This window comes from Curtobacterium sp. 314Chir4.1, from assembly GCF_900215175.1.
GTDB classification, from domain to species: domain Bacteria; phylum Actinomycetota; class Actinomycetes; order Actinomycetales; family Microbacteriaceae; genus Curtobacterium; species Curtobacterium pusillum_A.
This window is the reverse complement of the sequence record NZ_OCMI01000004.1, coordinates 339,270-362,470: the sequence shown is the minus strand read 5'-3', so window position 1 is coordinate 362,470 and position 23,201 is coordinate 339,270. Positions and strand designations below refer to the sequence as shown.

Sequence of the window (23,201 nt, the reverse complement as noted above, 5' to 3'; positions counted from 1 at the left end):
GGTTCGGGCGGACTTTGGTTGTGCGGGCGCTCCGAGCGCCCCGCACACGCGAGAGGATGAGCACGTGAAGCGCGGGAAGCTGCGGGTCCTGCTCGGTGCGGCACCCGGTGTCGGCAAGACGTTCACGATGCTCGAAGAGGGGCGTCGCCTGCTCGACGAGGGCCGGGACGTCGTCGTCGCCGTCGTCGAGACCCACGGGCGTGCTGCCACCGCGGCGCTGGTCGACGGGCTGGAGGTCGTCCCGCGTCGCGTGGTGGAGCACCGCGGGGTGGAGCTCGACGACATGGACCTCGAAGCGGTCCTCCGCCGGGCACCGGACGTGGCACTGGTCGACGAACTCGCCCACACGAACGCCCCCGACGGCCGGCACGAGAAGCGCTGGCAGGACGTCGAGGAGCTGCTCGCCGCCGGCATCTCGGTGGTGAGCACCGTGAACGTTCAGCACATGCAGTCCCTCGGCGACGTGGTCCGCGAGATCACCGGCACGGTCCAGCGCGAGACCGTCCCCGACGCGGTGGTGCGGGCTGCCGACCAGGTCGAGGTCGTCGACCTGGCTCCGGCGGCCCTCCGCGAACGGCTCTCGGACGGGCTCGTGTACCCGGCCGCCCGGATCGACGCGGCGCTCTCGAACTACTTCCGGCTCGGCAACCTCACCGCCCTGCGGGAGATCGCACTGCTCTGGCTCGCCGACGAGGTCGACGACGCACTCAAGGCGTACCGCGCCGAGCACGGCATCGACCACCGCTGGGAGACCCGCGAGCGCGTGCTCGTCGCCCTGACCGGCGGACCAGAGGGCGAGACCCTCCTGCGCCGCGGGGCCCGGATCGCCGCGAGGAGCGCCGGGGGTGAACTCGCCGCCGTGCACGTCACGACGAACGACGGCCTCCGGGAACGCCACCCGGGAGCCCTCGGGAAGCAGCGCACCCTGCTCGAGCAGCTCGGCGGGACCTACCACCAGGTGGTCGGCGACGACGTCCCGACGACGCTCGTGCGGTTCGCGAAGTCGATCGACGCGACGCAGATCGTGATCGGGGTGAGCCGCCGCAGCCGACTCGCCGCGGCCACGACCGGGCCGGGCATCGGCAACACGGTGATCCGTGAGTCGGGCGACATCGACGTGCACGTCGTCACGCACGAGCGGGCCGGCGGCGGCTTCGCCCTGCCGAAGCTCGGCGGCAGCCTGTCCCGGGGCCGGATCGTCGCCGCGTTCGTCCTCTCCCTGGTCGCCGGTCCGCTGCTCACCTGGCTGCTGTCGTTCAGCACCGACCCGGACTCGATCACGGTCGACGTGCTCGCGTACCAACTGCTCGTGCTCGTCGTGGCGCTCGTGGGCGGGATGTGGCCGGCGGTGTTCGCGGCGGTGCTGTCCGGGCTGAGCCTCGACTTCTTCTTCGTGCAACCCCTGCACATGGTCACCGTGCAGCAGCCCTGGCACCTCGTCGCCCTCGTCATGTACGTCATCAGCGCCGTGCTCGTGAGCTTCGTCGTGGACCGGTCGGCCCGTCGCTCGCGCGCTGCCCGGCGTGCCGCCGCCGAGTCGGGCCTCCTGATGGGGATCGCCGGCAGCGTGCTCCGCGGCGACGACGCGCTGCAGGCACTCCTCGACCGGACCCGCGAGGCCTTCGGCTTCGCGGGCGTCCGGATCCGCCAGGGCGACGACGTCCCGGCCACGTCGGGGACGTTCGGCGACACGCCGGACGCGGCCACGCGCCTCCAGTCCGGTGCCGTGCTCGAGTTCGCCGGCGCACCCGACGACCCGACCCAGCGTCGACTCCTGCGCGTCGTCGAGCAGCAGCTCGACGCCGCCGTCGAGCACCGCGACCTCACCCGCGCGGCGGTCGACGCGGAGCGGATCGCCGCGGCGGACCGCGTGCGGAGCGCCATCCTGGCGGCCGTCGGACACGACGTGCGGCGGCCGATCGCGGCCGCTTCGGCCGCCGTGCAGACGCTGCGCGCGTCCGACATCGAGCTGTCGCAGACCGACCGGGAGGCACTGCTCGCGACCGCCGACGAGAGCCTGCGTCAGCTGGCGGTCCTGTTGGCAGACCTGCTGGACGTCAGTCGCGTGCAGGCCGGGGTGCTCGCCGTCACCCCGGTGGCGCTCGCGATCGAGACGGTCGTCGCTCCGGCCCTGGACGAACTCGAACTCGGGCCGGACGACGTCGACCTCGACCTGCCGGCGGACCTGCCGCCGGTGCTCGCCGACGCCGTCCTGCTCCAGCGCGTCGTCGTGAACCTCCTGGCGAACGCCGCACGCTACGCCCCCGTCGGCACGCGGATCCGGGTCGCCGCGAGCGCGTTCGGCGGGGGAGTGGAACTGCGCGTCGCCGACCAGGGACCGGGCATCCCCGCGGACCGCGTCGACGAGGTGTTCCAGCCGTTCCAGCGCCTCGGCGACACCGACAACGACACGGGCCTCGGGCTCGGACTGGCCCTCGCCCGCGGCTTCACCGAGGGCATGGGCGGGACCATCGAGGTCGACGACACCCCCGGCGGCGGGCTCACCGTCGTCGTGCGGCTGCCGATCGCGGGACACCTGGGAGTGGAGATCCGATGAAGGTCCTGATCGTCGACGACGACGCCCAGCTCGTCCGGGCGCTCGCCGTTACGCTCGCCGCCAGGGGCTACGACGTCGTCACCGCCCGGGACGGCCGCGCCGCGATCGACGCCGTGATCACCGAACGACCCGACCTCGTGCTGCTCGACCTCGGGATGCCGCGGCTCGACGGCATCGGGGTGCTCGAGGGCGTGCGTGCATGGTCCCAGGTGCCGGTGCTCGTGCTCTCCGGCCGGACGGACTCGTCGGACAAGGTGGACGCGCTCGACGCCGGGGCGGACGACTACGTCACGAAGCCCTTCCAGATGGACGAACTGCTCGCACGGCTCCGGGCGCTCGGCCGACGGCAGGTCGCGGCGGCGACGGCTGCGGGGGCGACGCCGACGGTGTCGGTCGGCGACCTGGTGGTCGACCTCGTCGCGAAGCAGGTCACTCCTCCGTCCGGTCCGGCGATCCGACTGACCCCGACCGAGTGGCGGCTCCTCGAGGTCCTCGTCACGAACCCCGATCGCCTGATGACGCGCGAGATGCTCCTCACCGAGGTGTGGGGACCGACGCACGGCAACGACTCCGGGTACCTGCGGCTGTACATGGCGCAGCTGCGACGGAAGCTCGAGCCGGACCCGTCGCACCCTCGGTACCTGGTGACGGAGTCGGGCATGGGGTACCGCTTCAGCCCCGCGGGGTGATCGCATTGGCGGGCGCGTGGCGGCCACGTGTCGTGCAGGTGTCGGGTCCATGTCGTGGTCCGGGTACGGATGCTTCCCTAGTGTTCTGGTGATGAACGAGATGCGGATCGCTGAGCTGCGACGACACCGTGGGTGGACGCAGGAACGTCTGGCCGAGGCGAGCGGGATCGCGGTACGCACCGTGCAACGCATCGAGCGCGGGAGTGACGCCAGCCTCGAGTCGCTGTCGTCCATCGCGGGCGCGCTGGAAGTGCCTGTCCGGGATCTGTTCGCCGTGGACGAGACCGGTGGTCGGACGCTCGACCCGGAGGTCCAGGGGCTCGACGAGCGGACGTCCTCCGAGCAGGCTCGGCGCGATGCGTTCAGCCGTGGATGGCAGCACCTGTACACGGGGATCGGGGTGCTGGTGACGTTGGGGGCGGTCGCCGTGGTGACGACCGACGTGGTCCCGTGGGTCGTGTTCCTCGTCGTCCCCGCGTACTGGGCCGGAGGATCGCTGCTGTCTCGGTTCCTCAAGGCCACCGTGCTCGACCCGTGGCTCGACCGCCGCTACCCGATGTCGCAGACCAGCCCGACGCCCGGTCGCTGACTCGCCGCGTCCTGCCCCGCCCGTGCCGCTGGCGGTAGCGTCGGGGCGTGACGATCGAGCTGCGCCGGGTGACGGCGGACGACTGGGAGACCTGGCGCCCGGTCCGCCTGGCGGCGCTCGCCGAGGCCCCCGGCGCGTTCGGGTCCACACTCGACGACTGGGCGGACGCACCGGAGCACCGCTGGCGGACCCGGCTCTCGATCCCGGGCGCGCTCGACCTCGTGGCGTACGACGGTCCGACGGCGGTCGGCATGGCGAGCGGTGTCCCCGGCGATGCACCCGGGACCACCGAACTCATCTCGATGTGGGTCGATCCCGACGCCCGCGGCCGAGGCGTCGCGACCAAGCTCATCCGTGCGGTCGTCGGATGGGCCGCCGAGGCCGACTCGCACTCGCTCGAGCTGTCGGTGATGCCGGACAACGCCGTCGCCCGCCGGACCTACGAGTGGAACGGGTTCGTCGTCGCCGACGAACCCGGGGACCCGCTGCCGGACGGCCGGCACAAGGTCGTCATGCGCCGCGACCTCACAGCGGAACGCACCCTCGCGGCGTACGAGCACGGCGCCGAGCAGTACGCGGACCGCACCGACGGACACCGCTCCGGCCTCGTCGACGACCTGCTCGCGCTGGTCGCGCCGGGGTCCCACGTCCTCGAACTCGGTTCGGGACCCGGTCGTGACGCCCTCGCGCTCGAGGACGCCGGACTCGTCGTGGACCGGACCGACGGCGCACGCTCGTTCGTCGACGCGCTCCACGCCCACGGGCACGCGGCACGCGTCCTCGACGTCCGGTCGGACGACCTCGGCGGCCCGTACGACGCGGTGTTCGCCAACGCCGTCCTGCTGCACGTGGCGCGCCCGCTCCTCCCGACCGTGCTCGAACGGATCCGCGCCGCCGTCCGCCCCGGCGGGGTCCTGGCCGCGACCGTCAAGCACGGTGACGGCGACGCCTGGAGCACGCGGAAGCTCGACCGTGCCCGGCACTTCACCTACTGGTCCGAACACGACCTGACCGCCGTCGTCGCGCGAGCCGGCTGGACCGAGGTCATCGTCAGGGACTCCACCCACCCCGGCGCCGACGAGCGCTGGCTGACCGTCACGGCCCGTCGGCCGGAGGAAGCAGGACGACCGTGAACCGAGCACTCCGCTGGACCGCGTGGGTCGTCGCCGTGATCGTCCTGATCGCAGTGGTGTTCCTGGTCTGGGCGAACATCGTCATGCAGGGCACCCGCAGCGCCGCACTGCAGGTCTGGCGCGATGACCGCGTCGCCGTCCGCGACGCCGGGGACTCCGTCGTGATGACGCCGACCGGGACCGCGAACGGAGTCGGGATCGTGTTCATCCCCGGGGCGAAGGTCGACCCCTACGCGTACATGGCGACCTTCCGACAGGTGGTGGCATCAGGCACGACGGTGGTCATCACGAAGCCGACGCTGCACCTCGCCTTCTTCGACACCCGTCCGCTGTCGACGTTCGAGGCGCACGCCCCGTCCGTCACGCGGTGGGCCGTCGGTGGACACTCGCTCGGCGGCGTGCGCGCCTGCCAGCTCGCCCCCGACGCGGACGGCCTGCTCCTGCTCGGCAGCTACTGCGCGAACGACATCAGCCGCTCGTACATCAGTGTCCTCAGCGTGTCCGGCTCCCGTGACGGCCTGTCCACCCCGGCGAAGGTGGACGCCGCACGACACCTCCTGCCGTCGAACGCGACGATGACGGAGATCCAGGGGTCGAACCACGCGGACTTCGGTGCGTACGGCGCCCAGCCCGGCGACGACACGGCGACGATCTCCCGCGCCGATGCCCGGCAGCAGATCAGCGCGGCGATCGAGGAGTGGGTCAGGACGCTGCGCTGACCGCGCGCACGGCCCGCTCCGGCACGAGTCCGATGTCCCCGAGCGTGTCGATGCCCACCCACGTCGGCCGGTACCGGTTCTCCGCCGTCGTGCGTCGGGCCTCCGGGGAGCTCGGCCCCAGGACTGGTTCGTCACCCGTCACGCGGACACGCAGGTACACGGCGGGGGCGTCGCGGTCGACGCCGACCGGCAGCAGCTCCTCGACGACCCCGTCGAGGCCGGTCTCCTCACGGAGCTCGCGCAGGCATGCCTCCTGCGGCGTCCCCCCGGACTCGACGGCACCGCCGGGCAGCACGGCGTAGGACCGTCCGTCGCGCTCGCGGAGGACGACCAGGACCTCGTCGTCCCGCACAGCAACTGCGACGGCTCGGATGCGCAGGGCTCCAGCTGGTCCGGTCATGCCCCGACGGTAGCCGGTGCGGGCCGGTGCTGGCAGCATCGGGGCATGGCCGTCCTCGTGCACCTGAACGGGATCCCCGCGAGCGGGAAGTCGACCGTCGCGCTCGCGTGGGTCGAGCGGCACGCTGCCTCGCTGCCCGTCGCGTTCGACATCGACGTGCTGCGGGCGATGATCGGCGGGTGGCGTGACGCGCTCCGCCCGGCGGGCATCGCAGCGCGCGAGATGGCGATGGCGGCGATGCGTGCGCACCTCCGCTCCGGCCGCGACGTGATCGTGCCGCAGTACGCGCGGAGCGCCGCGTTCGTCGACGAGCTCGCGGCGCTCGCAGTGGACACGGGTGCGGTGTTCGTGGAGTGCGCGCTGCACGCCGACCCGGCCGAGGCGGACCGCCGTTTCACGGCGCGCGCCGCATCGGGACCCGGTGTGCACGGGGATCTGGGCGGGGATCTGATGGTGGACTTGGTGGTCGACCTGGAGGCGTTCCTCACCACACGCAGGCACCTCGCCCGGGTGGGTGGTCCGGGCCAGGGCACCGGTACGGTCCTCGACCAGGTCGACACCGCGGTCGCCGCGGCTCGGCAACAGCGGTGATCTCTCCACATCGAACGACTGCGTGCACTCCTGCGCGGGGGTCGGCTCGTCCCTGCGTGCCTCGACGTGCGCGGGATGGTGCCGTCGTCACGCGTCGTCGGTGGCCCGACCGGATCGCGCCGTCCGCCGCCCGGTGTACCGGGCGATCAGGAAGAGGACGACACCGACGGCCAGCAGGAGCGCGGCGTACGCCCACACCTGCCCGCTCTGCTGGGTGAGCAGCAGCACGCAGGAGGCGACGCCGAGCACCGGTACGACGGTCCACACGCGGAAGTGCTCGTGCTCGACGTGGTCGCGTCGGAGGACCAGGACGGCGACGTTGGTGCTGATGAAGACGAACAGCAGGAGGAGCACGACGGTCTCGGCGAGCACGCCGACATCACCGACCAGTGTCAGGAGCATCGCGACCACCGTGGTGGCGACGATGGCCGTCCACGGGGTCTTCCGGTTCGGGAGCACCTTGCCGAGGACGGACGGCAGCAGGCGCTGTTCGGCCATGCCGTAGGTCACTCGGCTCGCCATGATCATCGTGAGGAGTGCTCCGTTCGCCACGGCGACGAGGGCGATCAGGCTGAACACCCAGTCCGGGACCGGGACGCCGGACGCAGCGACCACTGCGAGCAGGGGGCCGCTCGAGTCCGAGAGCCGCGAGGCGGGGAGGGCGATCGCGCTCGCGAGGCCGACGAGCACGTAGACGACTCCGGCCGTCGCGAGTGCCCCGAAGAGCGCGCGGGGGTAGACCCGCCGGGGCTCGCGGACCTCCTCGGCGACGTTCGCGCTCGTCTCGAAGCCGACGAACGAGTAGTACGCGACGATGGCGGCACTCAGGGTGGCGAGCGCCGGATTGGCGTCCGCTGGGAACGCACCCACGCGGGAGACATCGCCGCCGCCTCCGCCGAGCATCACTGCGACGACCACGATGACGATCACGAGGCCGGACACCTCGATGACGGTCATCACGACGTTGCTCTTCAACGAGTCCGAGATGCCGCGGGCGTTGAGACATGCGATGAGCGCGAGGAACACGACGGCGGTGGGTACCGGTGGGAGGTCCACGAAGGTCGCCAGGTAGTCGCCGGCGAAGGCGAGCGAGAGTCCGGCGGCGCTCGTGACGCCCGCCGCCAGCATGCTGAAGCCCACGAGGAAGGACACGATCGGGACGCCGTAGGCCCGTTCGGCGAAGACGGCGGCGCCGCCGGCCTTCGGGTACTTGGTGACCAGCTCGGCGTAGGAGCCCGCGGTGAGCAGCGCCAGGAGCAGGGCGAGCAGGAGCGGCGCCCAGAGTGCACCGCCGACGTCCTTCGAGAGCGTCCCCATCAGGGCGTAGATGCCGGCACCGAGCACGTCGCCGAGGATGAAGAGGTAGAGCAGGGGTCCGGTGATCGCCTGCTTGAGCTTCGAGTCGCCGTTCCGTGCCGGTGCGGAGATGCCGGTGTCGCTGGTCATGGTGGTGCCTTCCGTCCCCGCCACTGTGTCGGGGCGGACCTCGGCGTCCTCTCAGCGGCCGCACACCGGGACCGAACCCTCCGCATCGAACGACTGTGTGAACTCTTTCCACACCCGGGCGGCGCGCCTGAACACCGGGCCTGGAGCGGTCCTAGACTCGTCCGGAAGCACGTCGACGACACCGTCCCCCGGAGGGCAGCACATGACGACGCCGGACCGGCGCACACCAGCGCGACTCGCAGACCAGCGAGCGCTCCTGTTCGACCTGGACGGTGTCCTCACCCCGACCGCCGACGTCCACATGCGCGCGTGGAGCCGACTGTTCACGCCGTACCTCGCCGCACACGGTGTCGACGCCTACACCGAGCAGGACTACTTCGCCTACATCGACGGGAAGCCCCGGTACGACGGCGTCCGCTCCCTGCTCGAGTCCCGTGGCATCGACCTGCCGCAGGGCACGCCCGACGACTCCCCGGACGCCGACACCGTCTGCGGCCTCGGCAACCGGAAGAACGCCGAGTTCACCGCCGAGCTGACCGAGCACGGCGTCGAGCCGTACCCCGGATCGCTCCGGTTCCTCGACGCCGCCATGGCCGCCGGGGTCTCCGTCGCGGTCGTCTCGAGCTCCGCGAACGCCACTTCGGTGCTGCGCACGGCGGGCATCCTCGACCGTTTCCCGGTCGTCGTCGACGGCCTGGTCGCCCGTCAGGACGGCCTCGCCGGTAAGCCCGCTCCCGACACCTACCTCGACGCCGCGAGCCGCTTCGGGCTGACCGCGGCCGAGTGCGTCGTGGTCGAGGACGCCACGAGCGGGGTCGAAGCCGGCCGGAACGGCGCCTTCGGCCTCGTCATCGGTGTCGACCGTGGGGCCGGTGCGGACGCTCTGCGGGCGCACGGGGCCGACGTCGTGGTGCAGGACCTCGACGAACTCGTCCACGAGCTGCCGGAACCCGCCACGAGCACGACGTAGGCCGACCGGCCCCGGCGATCCGTGCCTCCAGGCCGTTCGCAACCTCCCCACGAACCCCTCCCTTCCCACGGAGCACCATGAACCGCATCACCTCCGACCCGCTCGACCGCGTCCGCTACCCGATCGACGAGTGGGCACTCGTCGAGACCGAGTACACGCCCGACGAGCAGGGCGTCGCGGAGACGAACTTCGCCGTCGGCAACGGCTACCTCGGTCTGCGCGGCAACCTCGACGAGGGCCGTGGCGGCGTGCAGTACGGCACGTACATCAACGGCTTCCACGAGACCTGGCCGATCCGGCACGCCGAGGACGCCTTCGGCTTCGCGAAGACCGGGCAGACGATCATCAACGCGCCGGACGCGAAGGTGATCCGGTTGTACGTCGACGACGAGCCCCTCGTGCTGGCCGAGGCGGACATCCTCCGGCACACCCGGCGGCTCGACTTCCGTGGCGGGTACCTCTTCCGCGAGACCGAGTGGTCGACGCCGTCCGGCAAGCGGGTGCTCATCCGTTCGCGGCGGCTGGTGTCGTTCACGGACCGTCACCTCGCCGTCATCGACTACGAGGTCACCGTGCTCGACGCGGACGCCTCGATCCTGCTGTCCAGCCAGATCCTCAACCGGCAGGACGTGCAGGACGAGTACCACGCCGGGATGCGGGCGGCCGCGAACGCGTTCGACCCGCGCAAGGCCGAGGCCTTCACCGAGCGCGTGCTCGAGCCGAAGCTGAAGCGCAGCACCGGTGGGCGGTCCCTGCTCGGGTACCAGGCGGCGAGCTCCGGCATGACGATCTGTGTCGGTGTCGAGCACCACCTGGAGACCGAGAACAGCTGGGACGAGTCGTCGTCGATCGAGGACGACCTCGCGAAGCACGTCTACCGGGTGCAGGCGCGGGCGGGACAGCCGATCCGTCTGACGAAGCACGTGGTCTACCACACCTCCCGCGGGGTGCCGGCGCGCGAACTCGCCGACCGGTGCGACCGCACGCTGGACCGCGCGCACGCCGAGACCGTCGACGAGACGTTCGCGAAGCAGCACGCGTGGATGGACGACTTCTGGGCGCGCAGCGACGTCGAGATCGCCGGGCAGCCGGCGCTGCAGCAGGCCGTCCGGTGGAACCTCTTCATGCTCGCGCAGGCCACGGCCCGCACGGACGGCCACGGCATCGCCGCGAAGGGCGTCACCGGCTCCGGGTACGGCGGTCACTACTTCTGGGACATGGAGATCTACGTCCTGCCGTTCCTGTCGTACACGGCGCCCATCGTCGCCCGGAACGCCCTGCGGTTCCGGTACAACATGCTCGATGCCGCACGGGCCCGTGCTCGCGAGCTGAACCAGCACGGCGCCCTGTTCCCGTGGCGGACGATCAACGGCGAGGAGTCCAGCGCCTACTACGCCGCCGGCACCGCGCAGTACCACATCGACGCAGACATCGCCCATGCGTTGATGCAGTACGTGCGGGCGTCCGACGACCGCGAGTTCCTCAAGCGCGGGGCGATCGACATCCTCGTCGAGACCGCTCGGCTGTGGGAGGACCTCGGCTTCTGGCGGTCCAACGGCGACCAGAAGTTCCACATCGACGGCGTCACCGGCCCGGACGAGTACACGACCGTCGTCGACGACAACCTCTACACGAACGTCATGGCCCGGGCGAACCTGTGGTTCGCGGTGAACGCCTGCCGTGAGCTCGCGGTCGACGACCCGGAGGAGTACGACCGCATGGTGCGGCGGACCGGGCTGCAGGCACAGGAGATCACCGACTGGGAGCACGCCGCCGAGTCGATGGAGATCCCCTTCGACCCGCACCGCGGCATCCACCCGCAGGACGCCCAGTTCCTCGACAAGGAACTCTGGGACCTCGACAACACCCCGGAGAGCAAGCGGCCCCTGCTGCTCCACTACCACCCGCTGGTGATCTACCGGTTCCAGGTGCTCAAGCAGGCGGACGTCGTGCTCGCGCTGTTCCTGCAGGGTCACGAGTTCACCGCGGCCGAGAAGCGCCGCGACTTCGACTACTACGACGCCCTGACCACGGGCGACTCGACGCTGTCGGCTGTCGTGCAGTCGATCATGGCGGCCGAGGTCGGCTACCACGACCTCGCGCTGCAGTACTTCCAGACGGCGCTCTACGTCGACCTGGCCGACCTGCACGGCAACACCACCGACGGCGTGCACATCGCGTCGACCGGCGGCATCTGGGGCGGCCTCGTGAACGGCTTCGGCGGCATGCGCGACCACGGCGGCCGGATGTCGTTCAACCCGCGACTGCCGCGGGACTGGGAGCGGATCACCTACCGGCTGACGGTGCGTGGCTCACGGGTGCGGGTCGACCTCGAACAGGACACGATGACCTTCACGGTCGAGACCGGCGAGGGCTTCACCGCCTGGGTGCACAACCAGCAGTGGGACGTCACCGCCGGCGAGCCCACGGTCGTGCCGCTGCCGCACCAGGGGCCGCGGATGGCCGGGCGCACGCCGACCACGAGCGACATCCAGGGCACGCTCCGCGCGGACGGATCCGTCATCACGGCGTCGATCCCGACGATCTCCCTCGACCGCGACCTGGAGCCGGACGAGACGACCGCCTGACCATGGACGGCGGCGGCCTGGAGGCGCGGGTCGCCGTCGTCGCTCGGCTCACCTCCGAGCACACCTCCGAAGGCACCCAGTCGGGTGCGGGCACCGTGGTCTGCCGTGCCTCGTCGGGCCGACGGCGTCTCCTCGGGCACGGTTCGTGCAACGAGAGGAGACATCATGAGCAAGCGGTTCGAAGGCAAGGTCGCGATCGTCACGGGGGCGGGGTCCGGCATCGGCGAGGCCACCGCACGAGCGTTCGTCGACGAGGGAGCGTCGGTGGTCCTGACCGACACCGTTCACGAGAAGGTCCGCGCCGTCGGTGACAGCCTGCCGGGCGACCGGGTCGTGGCACTCCGCGCGGACGTCGCCGATCCCGCTGACTGGCAGACGGTCCTCGACGCCGCTGTCGATCGCTTCGACCGCGTGGACGTCCTCGTGAACAACGCCGGCACGTTCAGCTCGGGCGACATCACGGACATCAGCCCGGACGAGTGGCGGCGGGTCATCGAGACCGACCTCTCCGGCGTGTTCTACGGGACCCGCGCCGCGCTGCCGTTCCTCCGCGAGACGAAGGGCTCCATCGTGAACACGTCGTCCGTTTCCGGTGAGGACGCGGACTGGCGGATGAGCCCCTACAACGCGGCGAAGGGCGGCGTCTCGAACTTCACGAAGGCCGCGGCGCTCGACAACGGGCAGTTCGGCGTCCGGGTGAACGCGGTCGCGCCGGGGCTGATCTGGACCGACCTCACACAGGACCAGGCAGAGGACGAAGAACTCCGGTCCAAGTTCGCCGAGCGGATTGCCCTCGGACGGGGCGGGCGAGCGGAGGAGGTCGCAGCCGCCGTGCTGTTCCTGGCGAGTGACGCGGCGTCCTTCATCACCGGAGCGATACTGCCCGTCGATGGTGGGACGACGGCGAGCAACGGGCAGCCGCCGCAGTCCTGATCCGGGTCAGAGCAGTTTCCGGAGTGTGTTCGCGTTGCGGGTCGTGGTGGTGCGCTTGAACCGTGCGGCCCCCGCTCGTCTCGCGAAGGCCGTGTCCGTGCTCGACCCCTTCGGGCAGGACCAGTAGACGACGCCGGAGCCCCGGGCGACACGTTCCACGGACTCGTCGAGCTCGAGGTCGGCGAGCAGGTCGTCGAGTGCGCGTTCGTCGGAGCCGAACAACACGTAGTCGTGCCGGTCCTCGGCGGAGTCGAACGGGAAGCCGTCCACGATCGCCGCGAGGTCGTCGTGCTGGACGAGCACGATCCAGGCGTCGTAGCCGAACCGGTCCCGGAGGGCCTGCTCGACGTCGGTCTTCAGCGCGTCGGCGGTGCCGTCGGACGTGAACACCACGTTGCCCGAGGCGAGGACCGTCCGGACGTCCTGGTACCCGCGCTCCCGGAACAGCGCGGCGAGGTCGGCGCTCTTGATCGTGATCCCGTTGACGTTCACCCCGCGCAGCAGCGCGACCCACCTGGTCATGCCGGAACCGTAGCGGGCACGGGCGGTCACGTCCACGTCCGTGCGACTCCCCAGCCGCCAGCTTCCGGGACGATGTCCACCACGAGCGACTCTCCGTCGTCCGCTGTGGCCTGGAAGCGCCAGCCCACGGTCCGCTCAGGCGCATGGGTGATCGCGGTCGGCAGTTCGGCGCGCGTCACCGTCAGACGGGTCGGTGTGTCGCTCACCCGCCAGCGCCGGCCGGCCCAGACCATCCGCGTGGGGATGCCGTCGGACCACCACACCGTGGCGGCCGTGTCGATGACCATCATCGGGACCCTCCATTCGAACGTGTGTTCGAATGCTAGGGCCCGAACCGGACCGTCGCAACAGTCGCCTCGAGGCTCGGCGCGTCGTGGCTGGGTCCCGGAGCGTTGCGTTCAGAACACGTTCTGAATAACCTGGCGACATGACTCTCCTCGCGCCGGCCCGGACCCGCCGATCCGTGCAGTCGTCCGATCTGTCCAGGCACGCGAAGGACGTCTTCGCTGCGGCCGAGCAGGAGCCCTTGGAGGTGACCCGGCGAGACGGGAAACCACTGGTGCTCACCACGAAGGAGCGCTCGGACGACGACGAGGCCGTGCTCGACATCGCTGCGCAGCTCATCGCGGCGGTCACGGTCAACGAGCACCTCCCGCTGCACGACCGGCTCGCGATCCCGTACCCGTGGCTGAAGATGCTCAGCCGTGCCGATCAGCAGCAGTTCGCACGCGAGATCGTCGACGTCGCCCGCGGGTCCTTCTCGCTCCGGCAGCCCCGCCGGCTCCTGCTCGAGATGCAGGCGTGGCGGAACTCCGCCGAGGCGATCGCCGCCGGTTGGGAGACGACCGAGCCCGAACTGCTCGACGAGCCCGTCGTCGTCGAGAAGCCCTGATCGGTGGGTGCCCGGCGAGCCGGTGTGTCACGACCGGTCCGCACCACCGAGTTCACGATCGTCTTCGTGACCCGCGCCGCAGAGCAGGGGTGGCGTGACGCCGTCGCGACGCAGCGGAACGCCGTCGTCGGTGCATGGGAACGCCTCACCTCGGACCCGGTGAGCGAGGACCTCGCGTGCCACGCACTCAAGGGAGAACTCGGTGTCGTCACGCACTCGGGGCGCAACTGGGTCCGACGGCAGTACGAACTCATACGTGGCGCACGGATCTGGTACACGGCCGACGAGCCGAACCGGACGGTGCACCTGCTCGCTGTCCACACACCATCCGAACACAACGAAGTAGGGAGCCACCGCAGCCGCACTCCGGTAGACGGGACCCATGACGGACGAACGACGCGACGACCAGGGACCCGACGAGCAGCACCAGGTGCCCGAGGGTGTGACCGACGCCACCGTCGAGGCACTCGGATCGCTGTCGGCCGCGGTCGAGGTCATCGAGCACGCGCGCGGGCTGCTGTACGGCTTCCACCGCCTCACCGGGACCGCCGACCTGAACCTCGGCGAGGCGGTCGAGCAGCTCCGGAAGGCGGGGCACACGGACCTCGCCGACCGGATCGACACCGAGCTCGTCGGACGGAACGTCATCGCCGGTCGGTGGACGTTCCAGGTCGTCGAGGACTACGACGAGGGCTACTACGCCCTCGCGAAGGAGCTCGAGCGGACCGCGCGTGACGAACTCGTGCAGGGGCGGAAGCACCTGTTCGAGGCGAGCATGAAGGAGGACCGGCGCACGGCTGGTCGACGCCACCACGAGGCGACGCCGGGCGACCTGCCGGACTGACGCCGCGCCTCCAGTCCGCCGAGACGCCGCGCGGACGACGAGACACCGCCGGATCCGGCGGTGTCTCGGGTCAGATGCGGTGTCTCGCTCCGGAGGCGGTGTCTCGCCGGCGCGAACTGCCGCGGGCGCCCGAACCGGCGCCCGCGCCGGCCAGCCCGGGCGTCAGCCGACGCCGAGCACGGCCTCGAGCGGCCCCCGCGCGAAGTACAGGAGGAAGCCCGCCGCGACGACGTACAGCAGCCACGACACCTGACGGCCCCGGCCGGACAGCAGCTTGATGAGCACCCAGCTGATGAAGCCCGCACCGATGCCGTTCGCGATCGAGTAGGTCAGCGGCATGATCACGATCGTCAGGAACGCCGGCAGCGCTGCACCGAAGTCGGTCCAGTCGATGTCCTTCACCTGCGCCACCATGAGCGCACCGACGACGACGAGTCCGGCGGCGGCGACCTCGAGCGGGACGACCTGGGTGAGCGGCGTGAGGAACATCGACGCCAGGAACAGCAGGCCGGTCACGACGGAGGCCATGCCGGTCCGGGCGCCCTCACCGATGCCGGCGGCGGAGTCGATGAAGACGGTGTTCGACGACACCGAGGCGCCACCACCGGCGATGGCACCGGCGCCCTCGACGACGAGAGCGGACTTCAGGCGCGGGAAGGTGCCGTCGGCGTTCGCGACCCCGGCGGCCTTCGCGAGGCCGGTCATCGTGCCCATCGCGTCGAAGAAGTTCGTGAAGACGAGGGTGAAGACGAGCATCGACGCGGCGATCGGGCCGATGCGGGTGAAGGCGCCGAAGACGTCGGCGTGCCCGACGAGGGACAGGTCCGGGACGGCGAACAGGGCGCTCGGCAGGCCGGGGGCGTTGAGGTTCCAGCCGGTGGGGGAGTCGACCGAGGTCGGCACCTTGAAGATCGCCTGCAGGATGATCGCGATGATCGTGGTCGCCACGATGCCGATGAGCAGTGCGCCCTTGACCTTGCGGGCCATGAGCGTGCCGATGATGACGAGGCCGATGAGGAACACGATCGTCGGGAGCGCCGACACGGAGCCGTCCTCGCCGAGCTGCAGTGGCGGCGAGGCGTTCTTCGTGGTGCGGACGAAGCCGGAGTCGACGAGCCCGATGAACGCGATGAAGAGGCCGATGCCGACCGTGATCGCCGCCTTGAGCTGGGGCGGGACCGCGGTGAAGATCATCGTCCGGATGCCGGTGAGCGCCAGGATGACGATCACGACGCCGTTGATGACGACGAGACCCATGGCCTCGGCCCAGGTGACCTGGTGGACGACGCTGACGGCGAGGAACGAGTTGATCCCGAGCCCCGCCGCGATGCCGAACGGCAGGTTCGCGATGAGGCCCATCGCGATCGTCATGAGACCGGCGACGAGTCCGGTGGCCGCGGCGACCTGCGCGTTCTGCAGCCAGCCGCCGAGGACGTCCTGCGGTGCCTGGTCCTGGCTGAACCCACCGAGGATGAGCGGGTTGAGGATGACGATGTACGCCATGGTCACGAAGGAGACGAGACCGCCGCGGATCTCGCGGGGGATCGTCGATCCGCGGTGCGTGATCGAGAAGAAGCGGTCGAGGCCGGTCGCGAAGCGGTTCCGGGGTGTGGTGTCGGTCTGCGGGGCGCTCACCGATCAAGGGTAAAGGACGCTGAGTTTCAGGCATGTCACAGCATCTCCACAGGGGATGGACGGGAGGCGCGGCTCGCCTCGTCGGGGTACGTCACGCCCGGCAACCGCTCGCGTCCTCGGGCCGTGGCTGGTGTTGGATGGGCACGTGACGTCACGCATGGACCGTGCCCGCGTCGAGGCCGCCGTGCGCGAACTCCTGCTGGGCATCGGTGAGGACCCGGACCGGCCCGAACTGGAGCGCACCCCCTCCCGGGTCGCGGACGCGTACGGCGAGTTCTTCGCCGGGATCGGCACGGACGCGGTGGCGATCGCCCGCGAGGGCACCGTGCACGCCGAGGACGGCGAACGCGGGCAGCTCGTGATCGTGCGGGACGTCCGGTTCCGGTCGGTGTGCGAGCACCACCTCCTGCCGTTCACCGGGGTCGCCCACCTGGCGTACGCACCGGGCGACCGCCTGATCGGCCTCGGGACCCTGTCGCGCGTGCTCGACGCCGTCGCCTCGCGCCCGCAGTTGCAGGAGCGTCTCGGCGAGCAGGTCGCGGCGACCATCGCGGAAGGGCTCGGCGCTGCCGGGGTCCTCGTGGTGCTCGACGCGCAGCACCAGTGCGTGACCACCCGGGGTGAACGGCAGTCGAGCTCGACGACGGTGACCGTCGCGGCGACCGGCAGCCTCGCGGACGCCGCCGGGCGGGCCGAGGCGATCGCGCTGATCGGCGCCGGAGCCGGAGCCGGTGCGGGTACTGGAGCCGACCCCGAGGCGGACGCATGACGACCGCCCGAGCCGGGTCGAGCCTCCCGGCCGCCGCACCCGGCTGGGTGGTGCCCGACCTGCGCGAGCCCGTCCGCACCATCGGGCGTCGCACGTTCGACTTCGACCACCGCATCGCCGTCATGGCGATCGTCAACCGCACGCCGGACTCGTTCCACGACCGCGGCGCGACCTTCGCGCTCGACCGCGCCGTCGAGGCCGCGGTCCGTGCCGCCGAGCAGGGCGCCGACTGGGTCGACATCGGCGGCGTGAAGTTCGCCCCGGGGCCGGAACTCCCCGCCGCGGACGAGATCGACCGCGTCGTCCCCGTCGTCCGGCAGCTCGCCCAGCAGTCGGACGTGACCATCAGCGTCGACACCTTCCGACCCGAGGTCGCCGCCGCCGCGATCGAGGCCGGTGCGAGCGTCGTCAACGACACCACCGGGCTGTCCGACCCGCGGATGGCGAAGGTCGTGGCGGACTCCGACGCGACGATCGTCATCACCCACTCGCTCGCCGAACCCCGCCGCCCGCTGCCCGAGCCGCCGCGGTACGACGACGTCACGGGCTCGGTCGTCGCGTTCCTCCGGGAGCGCGTGGACCGGGCGCTCGCCGCGGGCATCCCCGACTCCCGGATCGTCGTCGACCCCGGGCACGACCTCAACAAGAACACCGTGCACACCCTCGAGCTCACCCGCCGGCTGCCCGAGGTCGTCGCGCTCGGGTACCCGGTGCTCGCGGCGGTGTCGAACAAGGACTTCGTGGGGGAGTCGCTCGGGCGTCCACGAGGGGAGCGCCTGGCCGGGTCGCTCGCGGTGGCCACGGTCAGCGCGATGCTCGGCGCGCGGATCGTCCGGATGCACGACGTGGTCGAGAGCGTCGACGCGATGCGGATGGTGGAGACGACCCTCGGGTGGCGCGAACCGGTCGAGGCGAGGCACAACACGTGAACCTCCTGCCGCCCGCGGTCGCGGAGCTGTCCGACGACGAGCTGCTCGCGCTCTACTCCGAGGGTGCGGGGTCGCCGTGGCTGCGCGTGAACTTCGTGGCGACGATCGACGGTGCTGCCTCAGCCGGGGGACTCTCCGGGTCGCTCGGCGGGCCGGACGACCTCCGCGTCTTCGACCTGCTGCGCCGGATGGCCGACGTGGTGCTCGTCGCCGCCGGGACCGTGCGTGACGAGGGCTACGGGCCGATGGTCCTGCGCGACGCCGACGTGGCCTGGCGCCGAGCACACGGGATGCCCGACCACCCGGTGTTCGCGATCGTGTCCGGGTCGCTGTCGCTCGACACGGACTCCCGGGTGTTCACGGCGGCGCCCGTCCGGCCGGTCGTGCTGACGTCGGTCACGGCTGCGCGGTCGGACCGTGGGCGGGCGCTCGCCGCGGTCGCGGACGTCGTCCCGTGCGGTGGCGTCGGTGCGCCGGACACCGTGGACCCCGTCGCGCTCCGGGACGCCCTGGTGGCGCGCGGACTCCGGACGATCCACTGCGAGGGCGGTCCGTCGTTCCTCGGCTCGCTCGTGGCGGCGGACCTCGTCGACGAGCTCACCCTGACGATCGACCCGACGCTCGAGGGTGGCGCCGCCCCCCGGATCATCCGCGGATCGTCACCGTCGCTCCGCCGCCTGCAGCCCGCGCACGTCCTCCGCGGGGCCGGCGACGTGCTCCTCACCCGGTACCTCCGCGCCCGCATCGGTTAGGGTCGGGCCCGTGATCGACATCGTGGCGTCCGGGGTCCTCTTCGACATGGACGGGACGCTCGTCGACTCGACCGCGGTGGTCGAGGCCGCCTGGACCGGGTTCGGCCGGCGGCACGACATCGACCCGCGGACGATCCTCGCGTTCTCGCACGGCCGCCAGACGATCGACACCGTGCGGCACTTCCTGCCGGACCTCGCCGAGGCCGAGCAGCACCGCATCGTCGACGAGATGATCGCGGCCGAGGTGGACAACGTCGACGGGATCCTCGAGGTCCCTGGTGCCGCCGCGTTCGTGTCCCGCCTGGTCGACGCCGGGGTGCCGGTCGCCCTCGTCACGAGTGCACCGCGGGACCTCGCCGTGAACCGCATGCGGGCTGCCGGGGTGCACGTGCCCGAGGCGCTCGTCGCCTCCGAGGACGTCGATCACGGCAAGCCGCACCCCGACGGGTACCTCCGCGGTGCCGCCCTGCTCGGGGTGGACCCGGCGGAGTGCGTCGCCTTCGAGGATGCCCCCGCCGGGCTCGAGGCCGCGATCGCCTCCGGTGCCACCACGGTGGTCGTCGGTGCGCTCGAGGCCGACGTCACCGCGGGGCTCTACCGGGTCGCGGGGTACGACGGCATCACCGTCGACGCCGAAGGAGCCGCTTTCCGCATCCGCGGCTGAGCACCGGCTCCGTCCTGCGGACACGTCCAGCGTCGCCCGGCCACCGTGGACGGTGCGGCCGGAACGACCGGGCCGCGGAAGGAGCGACCATGGCAGCCCTCGACGGCAAGAAGATCCTCGTCATCGCGACGAACTACGGGGTCGAGCAGGACGAGATCGTCGTCCCGGTCGACCAGCTGCGTGAGCGCGGTGCGACCGTGACGGTGGCGGCGCAGGAGACCGGTTCGATCCAGACCCTCGTCGGCGACAAGGACCCGGGGAAGACGGTCGATCCGGACACCACCATCGCCGGTGTCAACGCGGGGTCGTTCGACGCGCTCGTCGTCCCCGGCGGCACGATCAACGCCGACACCCTGCGCACCGACCAGCAGGCGGTCTCGCTCGTCTCGGCCTTCGTCGAGGCCGGGGCGCCCGTCGCGGCGATCTGCCACGGCCCGTGGACCCTCATCGAAGCCGGGGTCGTCTCGGGAAAGACGATCACCTCGTTCCCGTCCCTGCAGAGCGACCTGCGGAACGCGGGCGCCGAGTGGGTCGACCGAGAGGTCCAGGTCGACGGCGGGCTCATCACGTCCCGGAACCCCGACGACCTGCCGGCGTTCGTCGACGCCATCGAGTCGGCGCTCACCGCCTAGCGAGCACTCAGCCGAGCGCGACCGGGCGGGCCGTGCGGAGCACCGCGGGGCCGAGGGCGAGCACGCCGTCGGACTCCGGGTCGCACCGCACCCCCGCCCGCCCCCGCATCGCCCGGAACGCCCCCGGCGCGACCTCGTGGTCCATCCACGCGCACGGGTTCGCCGGCCGGTACCCGCGGAACCGGACGGGTTCGCCGCCGGGGCTCTGCAGGGAGAACGGTTCGCCCCGGAGCGCCTCCACGTCCGCGCCACGGAGGAAGACGTTCCGCCGGGTCGCCACCGGGTCGACGTCGACGCCCAGCTCGGCCCCGACGGCCTCGAGTGACTCGAGACCGATCACCGTCACCGAGGCGTGCACGTGCGCCCGGGACGCGAAGTAGCGGTCCCCGACGATGCCGAGCCCCGCGCGGAGTTCGACGCGGTCGCGCAGTTCGTCCGGGTCGTCCGCACGGACCGGCAGGGCGCCGTCGGCCGGCCGCCCCTCGTACCGGTGCCGCCGGGACACCAGCAGCAGCGCGATCTCGACGTCGGTCCGGTACGGCAGGTCGCCGGGGCCGGCCACGTCGTCCAGGGAGGTCACGGCACCAACGCTAGCCGTGCCTCCAGGCCGCTCGTCTCGCCCTGACGAGACCCCGTGCGCTGCGCGAGACACCGCACGTTCCCCGAGACGGCGCGTAATCCTGCGGTGTCTCGGGCGCGCGGCGGCGTCTCGCGGACTCGGCGGCGTCCGAGGCGCGACAGCACCCGCTGCCCCGTCCGATTTCCGCCAGTCGATGTCGGCGACCCGTGTCAGGCTGGACCCATGTCCACCCCCGGAACCGACGCGCTGCACGCCGAGCGCTACCGGGTCGTCGCCTCGCGCGACGCCCGGTTCGACGGCCAGTTCGTCACCGCCGTGCACTCCACCGGCATCTACTGCCGCCCGTCCTGCCCCGCCAGGACCCCCAGGGAGTCCGGCGTCACCTTCTACCGGACCAGCGCGGCGGCGCACCTGGCGGGCTTCCGTGCGTGCAAGCGCTGCCTGCCCGAGGCGACGCCGGGCAGCCCCGAGTGGGACCTGCGCGAGGACGTCGCCGGGCGGGCCATGCGCCTCGTGCTCGACGGCGTCGTCGAACGCGACGGTGTCCCGGGGCTCGCCGCCCGCGTCGGGTACTCGGAGCGACAGCTGAACCGCATCATGACCGCCGAGCTCGGCGCCGGACCGAAGGCGCTCAGCCGGGCGCACCGTGCGCAGACCGCTCGCAGTCTGCTGACGTCGTCGGACCTGCCGATCGCCGACGTCGCGTTCGCCGCGGGGTTCGCCAGCGTCCGCCAGTTCAACGACACCGTCCGCGAGGTCTTCGCCGTCACCCCGACCGAGCTCCGCGCCCGACGGGTGGTCCGGCCGTCGGAGGACGGCGCACTGCACGTGCACCTTCCGGCCCGGGCGCCGTTCGACGCGCAGGGTCTGCTCGACTGGCACGCGCTGCACGCCCTGCCGGGCCTGGAGCAGGTGGGCACGGACACCTCCGGGCGCGTCACGTCCTACGGGCGGGCGCTGGACCTGCCTGGAGGCCCGGCCTGGTTCAGCGCGTCGGCTGCGGACACGGGGACGGCCGGCTCCAGAGCCGCGGGTCGCGGCACCGGGGTCGACCTGCGGGTGCGGGTCACCGACCTCTCCGACCTGCCGACACTGGTCGCGCGGGTGCGGTCGTACTTCGACCTCGACGCCGACCCCGCCGCCGTCGACGCGGTGCTCGGGGCGGTGCCCGCACTGGCCGGCGCCGTCGAGCGCGTCCCCGGCATCCGGCTCCCGGGCGCCGTCGACCCGCACGAGATCGTGTTCCGCACCCTCATCGGCCAGCAGGTCTCCGTCGCGGCCGCCCGGACCGCGCAGAGCCGACTCGTCGCGGCGCTCGGGACGCCCGTGCCCGCAGCGGTGCTCGACGGCGGACTGCTCTTCCCTCGCGCTGCGACGATCGCCGAACGGGGGCACGAGGTCCTGCGCGGCCCGGCAGCCCGGGTCGACACCATCATCCGGGTCGCCGGTGCGCTCGCCGACGGGTCACTCGTCGTCGACGGCGGGCAGTCCCTCGACGAGCTGCGTGCCGGGCTCCTGGCGGTGAAGGGCATCGGGCCCTGGACGGCCGACTACGTGGCACTCCGGGTCCGCCACCACCCGGACGTGTTCCTCCACAGCGACCTCGCCGTGCGCAACGGTGCACAGGAACTCGGGCTGCCCGGGACGGCGCGCGAGCTCTCCCTATGGTCGGAGCAGGTGGCGCCGTGGCGGAGCTACCTGACGATGCACTGCTGGCGACCGATCATCGACCGCGCGATCGCGACGGCCGGTGCGGCACACACGACGACCGCGGCACAGTCCGCTCGGAAGGACGAACGATGACCGACGCAACGATCCAGACGCTGGACACCCCGGACGGGCCCTTCACCGTGCTCGAGGACGCACAGGGCCGGGTGCTCGCCTCGGGGTGGACCGACTCCGTGGACCGCATCCTCGGCCGACTCGCCGACAGGTACCGGCCCGAGCACATCACCGACGGCCGGGTGGCCTCTGCCGAGGCGGTCGACGCCTTCTACGGGGGTGAGGTCGAGCACGCCATGCAGGTGCCGGTGCGGCAGTTCGGCACCGAACTCTTCGCCGAGGGCTGGCGGCAGTTGCGGTTGATCCCGGCCGGGGCGGTCCTGACGTACACCGAGTTCGCGGCGGCGATGGGCCGGCCCGACGCCGTGCGGGCCGCCGCGAGCGTGTGCGCCCGGAACGCCCCGGCGTTGTTCGTGCCGTGCCACCGCGTGCTCCGGACGGACGGCACGCTCGGCGGCTTCGCGTGGGGGCTCGACGTCAAGCGGGCGCTGCTCGAACGGGAGGCGGTGGGGACGACGGCGCTGGTCTGACCCGTCGTTCTCCCCCTGGTTGCGGGTGTCGACGGGAGCGCTCCAGGCTGTCATG

At 71.8% G+C, this 23,201-nt stretch carries 24 protein-coding genes; 18 read left to right on the top strand and 6 right to left on the bottom strand.

All coding sequences use genetic code 11. From position 1 onward, the window contains the following. Window positions 1-64: 64 nt before the first annotated feature. From CRP27_RS14485 to CRP27_RS14465, 5 genes are all read left to right on the top strand, one after another. Entirely contained in the window at window positions 65-2,557 is a 2,493-nt protein-coding gene (locus CRP27_RS14485) for an ATP-binding protein (RefSeq protein ID WP_097181320.1), read from the top strand. Beyond that, complete coding sequence (locus CRP27_RS14480) at window positions 2,554-3,246, top strand: response regulator (RefSeq protein ID WP_079237451.1); 693 nt, start codon at window positions 2,554-2,556, stop codon at window positions 3,244-3,246. The genes CRP27_RS14485 and CRP27_RS14480 overlap by 4 nt, the downstream gene beginning before the upstream one ends. Before the next feature lie 91 nt (window positions 3,247-3,337). Next, entirely contained in the window at window positions 3,338-3,835 is a 498-nt protein-coding gene (locus CRP27_RS14475; protein WP_176505621.1) for a helix-turn-helix domain-containing protein, read from the top strand. A 47-nt stretch (window positions 3,836-3,882) separates the two neighbouring features. Then, on the top strand, window positions 3,883-4,968 hold the full coding sequence (locus tag CRP27_RS14470; protein WP_097181318.1) for a bifunctional GNAT family N-acetyltransferase/class I SAM-dependent methyltransferase: 1,086 nt from the start codon (window positions 3,883-3,885) through the stop codon (window positions 4,966-4,968). After that, window positions 4,965-5,687, top strand: coding sequence for an alpha/beta hydrolase (locus tag CRP27_RS14465; protein ID WP_097181317.1), 723 nt, complete (start codon window positions 4,965-4,967; stop codon window positions 5,685-5,687). The genes CRP27_RS14470 and CRP27_RS14465 overlap by 4 nt, the downstream gene beginning before the upstream one ends. On the opposite strand, the gene CRP27_RS14460 is transcribed toward CRP27_RS14465, so the two are convergent. Beyond that, entirely contained in the window at window positions 5,671-6,087 is a 417-nt protein-coding gene (locus tag CRP27_RS14460; protein ID WP_176505620.1) for an NUDIX domain-containing protein, read from the bottom strand. The genes CRP27_RS14465 and CRP27_RS14460 overlap by 17 nt on opposite strands. 45 nt (window positions 6,088-6,132) lie before the next feature. On the opposite strand from CRP27_RS14460, the gene CRP27_RS14455 reads away from it, so the two are divergent. Continuing rightward, the gene (locus tag CRP27_RS14455) at window positions 6,133-6,678 is read left to right on the top strand and encodes an AAA family ATPase (RefSeq protein ID WP_097181315.1); all 546 of its coding nucleotides are present in this window, start codon (window positions 6,133-6,135) and stop codon (window positions 6,676-6,678) included. 87 nt (window positions 6,679-6,765) lie between these two features. Here the strand turns inward: CRP27_RS14455 and CRP27_RS14450 are convergent, their stop codons facing one another. Then, entirely contained in the window at window positions 6,766-8,124 is a 1,359-nt protein-coding gene (locus CRP27_RS14450) for an APC family permease (RefSeq protein ID WP_097181314.1), read from the bottom strand. A 202-nt stretch (window positions 8,125-8,326) separates the two neighbouring features. Here CRP27_RS14450 and CRP27_RS14445 point away from each other — a divergent pair, with 202 nt between their 5' ends. From CRP27_RS14445 to CRP27_RS14435, 3 genes are all read left to right on the top strand, one after another. After that, window positions 8,327-9,094: an HAD family phosphatase gene (locus CRP27_RS14445; protein ID WP_097181313.1), complete on the top strand. Its 768-nt coding sequence runs from the start codon at window positions 8,327-8,329 to the stop codon at window positions 9,092-9,094. A 77-nt stretch (window positions 9,095-9,171) separates the two neighbouring features. Further along, window positions 9,172-11,682, top strand: a complete 2,511-nt coding sequence (locus CRP27_RS14440; RefSeq protein WP_097181312.1) for a glycoside hydrolase family 65 protein — start codon at window positions 9,172-9,174, stop codon at window positions 11,680-11,682. Between the two features lie 165 nt (window positions 11,683-11,847). Next, window positions 11,848-12,615, top strand: a complete 768-nt coding sequence (locus tag CRP27_RS14435; protein WP_097181311.1) for an SDR family NAD(P)-dependent oxidoreductase — start codon at window positions 11,848-11,850, stop codon at window positions 12,613-12,615. Window positions 12,616-12,621: 6 nt separating this feature from the next. On the opposite strand, the gene CRP27_RS14430 is transcribed toward CRP27_RS14435, so the two are convergent. Beyond that, window positions 12,622-13,137: a DUF1697 domain-containing protein gene (locus tag CRP27_RS14430; protein ID WP_097181562.1), complete on the bottom strand. Its 516-nt coding sequence runs from the start codon at window positions 13,135-13,137 to the stop codon at window positions 12,622-12,624. 26 nt (window positions 13,138-13,163) lie between these two features. Further along, on the bottom strand, window positions 13,164-13,427 hold the full coding sequence (locus CRP27_RS14425) for a hypothetical protein (protein ID WP_097181310.1): 264 nt from the start codon (window positions 13,425-13,427) through the stop codon (window positions 13,164-13,166). 137 nt (window positions 13,428-13,564) lie between these two features. On the opposite strand from CRP27_RS14425, the gene CRP27_RS14420 reads away from it, so the two are divergent. Continuing rightward, the gene (locus CRP27_RS14420; RefSeq protein ID WP_097181309.1) at window positions 13,565-14,029 is read left to right on the top strand and encodes a prevent-host-death protein; all 465 of its coding nucleotides are present in this window, start codon (window positions 13,565-13,567) and stop codon (window positions 14,027-14,029) included. 382 nt (window positions 14,030-14,411) lie between these two features. Further along, entirely contained in the window at window positions 14,412-14,873 is a 462-nt protein-coding gene (locus tag CRP27_RS14415) for a hypothetical protein (RefSeq protein ID WP_097181308.1), read from the top strand. Window positions 14,874-15,035: 162 nt separating this feature from the next. Here the strand turns inward: CRP27_RS14415 and CRP27_RS14410 are convergent, their stop codons facing one another. Next, complete coding sequence (locus CRP27_RS14410; protein ID WP_079237442.1) at window positions 15,036-16,508, bottom strand: NCS2 family permease; 1,473 nt, start codon at window positions 16,506-16,508, stop codon at window positions 15,036-15,038. A gap of 157 nt (window positions 16,509-16,665) precedes the next feature. Here CRP27_RS14410 and folE point away from each other — a divergent pair, with 157 nt between their 5' ends. The 5 genes from folE to CRP27_RS14385 all read left to right on the top strand — a co-directional run bounded on the left by folE (window position 16,666) and on the right by CRP27_RS14385 (window position 20,254). Beyond that, window positions 16,666-17,277, top strand: a complete 612-nt coding sequence (gene folE / locus CRP27_RS14405) for a GTP cyclohydrolase I (protein ID WP_097181307.1) — start codon at window positions 16,666-16,668, stop codon at window positions 17,275-17,277. Next, window positions 17,274-18,206 carry a dihydropteroate synthase gene (gene folP, locus CRP27_RS14400; protein ID WP_097181306.1) on the top strand — a complete coding sequence of 311 codons (933 nt, stop codon included), beginning with the start codon at window positions 17,274-17,276 and terminating at the stop codon, window positions 18,204-18,206. Before folE ends, folP begins: the two co-directional genes overlap by 4 nt. Continuing rightward, window positions 18,203-18,958 (top strand): pyrimidine reductase family protein, encoded by a 756-nt coding sequence (locus CRP27_RS14395; protein ID WP_097181305.1) that lies wholly within the window; start codon window positions 18,203-18,205, stop codon window positions 18,956-18,958. Before folP ends, CRP27_RS14395 begins: the two co-directional genes overlap by 4 nt. A 10-nt stretch (window positions 18,959-18,968) precedes the next feature. Further along, the gene (locus tag CRP27_RS14390; RefSeq protein WP_097181304.1) at window positions 18,969-19,622 is read left to right on the top strand and encodes an HAD-IA family hydrolase; all 654 of its coding nucleotides are present in this window, start codon (window positions 18,969-18,971) and stop codon (window positions 19,620-19,622) included. An 89-nt stretch (window positions 19,623-19,711) separates the two neighbouring features. Continuing rightward, the gene (locus tag CRP27_RS14385) at window positions 19,712-20,254 is read left to right on the top strand and encodes a type 1 glutamine amidotransferase domain-containing protein (RefSeq protein WP_097181303.1); all 543 of its coding nucleotides are present in this window, start codon (window positions 19,712-19,714) and stop codon (window positions 20,252-20,254) included. A 7-nt stretch (window positions 20,255-20,261) separates the two neighbouring features. Here CRP27_RS14385 and CRP27_RS14380 read toward each other — a convergent pair whose 3' ends face one another. Then, a complete protein-coding gene (locus CRP27_RS14380; RefSeq protein WP_255257599.1) occupies window positions 20,262-20,834 on the bottom strand; it encodes a molybdenum cofactor biosysynthesis protein in 573 nt (190 codons plus the stop codon). 222 nt (window positions 20,835-21,056) lie between these two features. On the opposite strand from CRP27_RS14380, the gene CRP27_RS14375 reads away from it, so the two are divergent. Together CRP27_RS14375 and CRP27_RS14370 are read left to right on the top strand one after the other, a co-directional pair. Then, entirely contained in the window at window positions 21,057-22,637 is a 1,581-nt protein-coding gene (locus CRP27_RS14375; protein WP_097181302.1) for a DNA-3-methyladenine glycosylase 2 family protein, read from the top strand. Continuing rightward, entirely contained in the window at window positions 22,634-23,146 is a 513-nt protein-coding gene (locus CRP27_RS14370; RefSeq protein WP_097181301.1) for a methylated-DNA--[protein]-cysteine S-methyltransferase, read from the top strand. The genes CRP27_RS14375 and CRP27_RS14370 overlap by 4 nt, the downstream gene beginning before the upstream one ends. The last annotated feature ends 55 nt before the right edge of the window (window positions 23,147-23,201 follow it).

Excerpts from the sequence above, each read along its gene's own strand:
- CRP27_RS14415 (WP_097181308.1), top strand. The coding sequence starts at position 14,412 with ATGACGGACGAACGACGCGACGACCAGGGACCCGACGAGCAGCACCAG.
- CRP27_RS14460 (WP_176505620.1), bottom strand. The coding sequence starts at position 6,087 with ATGACCGGACCAGCTGGAGCCCTGCGCATCCGAGCCGTCGCAGTTGCT.
- CRP27_RS14480 (WP_079237451.1), top strand. The coding sequence starts at position 2,554 with ATGAAGGTCCTGATCGTCGACGACGACGCCCAGCTCGTCCGGGCGCTC.
- CRP27_RS14375 (WP_097181302.1), top strand. The coding sequence starts at position 21,057 with ATGTCCACCCCCGGAACCGACGCGCTGCACGCCGAGCGCTACCGGGTC.
- CRP27_RS14455 (WP_097181315.1), top strand. The coding sequence starts at position 6,133 with ATGGCCGTCCTCGTGCACCTGAACGGGATCCCCGCGAGCGGGAAGTCG.
- folE (WP_097181307.1), top strand. The coding sequence starts at position 16,666 with ATGGACCGTGCCCGCGTCGAGGCCGCCGTGCGCGAACTCCTGCTGGGC.
- CRP27_RS14420 (WP_097181309.1), top strand. The coding sequence starts at position 13,565 with ATGACTCTCCTCGCGCCGGCCCGGACCCGCCGATCCGTGCAGTCGTCC.
- CRP27_RS14425 (WP_097181310.1), bottom strand. The coding sequence starts at position 13,427 with ATGATGGTCATCGACACGGCCGCCACGGTGTGGTGGTCCGACGGCATC.
- CRP27_RS14385 (WP_097181303.1), top strand. The coding sequence starts at position 19,712 with ATGGCAGCCCTCGACGGCAAGAAGATCCTCGTCATCGCGACGAACTAC.
- CRP27_RS14430 (WP_097181562.1), bottom strand. The coding sequence starts at position 13,137 with ATGACCAGGTGGGTCGCGCTGCTGCGCGGGGTGAACGTCAACGGGATC.
- CRP27_RS14445 (WP_097181313.1), top strand. The coding sequence starts at position 8,327 with ATGACGACGCCGGACCGGCGCACACCAGCGCGACTCGCAGACCAGCGA.
- CRP27_RS14450 (WP_097181314.1), bottom strand. The coding sequence starts at position 8,124 with ATGACCAGCGACACCGGCATCTCCGCACCGGCACGGAACGGCGACTCG.
- CRP27_RS14370 (WP_097181301.1), top strand. The coding sequence starts at position 22,634 with ATGACCGACGCAACGATCCAGACGCTGGACACCCCGGACGGGCCCTTC.
- CRP27_RS14440 (WP_097181312.1), top strand. The coding sequence starts at position 9,172 with ATGAACCGCATCACCTCCGACCCGCTCGACCGCGTCCGCTACCCGATC.
- CRP27_RS14435 (WP_097181311.1), top strand. The coding sequence starts at position 11,848 with ATGAGCAAGCGGTTCGAAGGCAAGGTCGCGATCGTCACGGGGGCGGGG.
- folP (WP_097181306.1), top strand. The coding sequence starts at position 17,274 with ATGACGACCGCCCGAGCCGGGTCGAGCCTCCCGGCCGCCGCACCCGGC.
- CRP27_RS14475 (WP_176505621.1), top strand. The coding sequence starts at position 3,338 with ATGAACGAGATGCGGATCGCTGAGCTGCGACGACACCGTGGGTGGACG.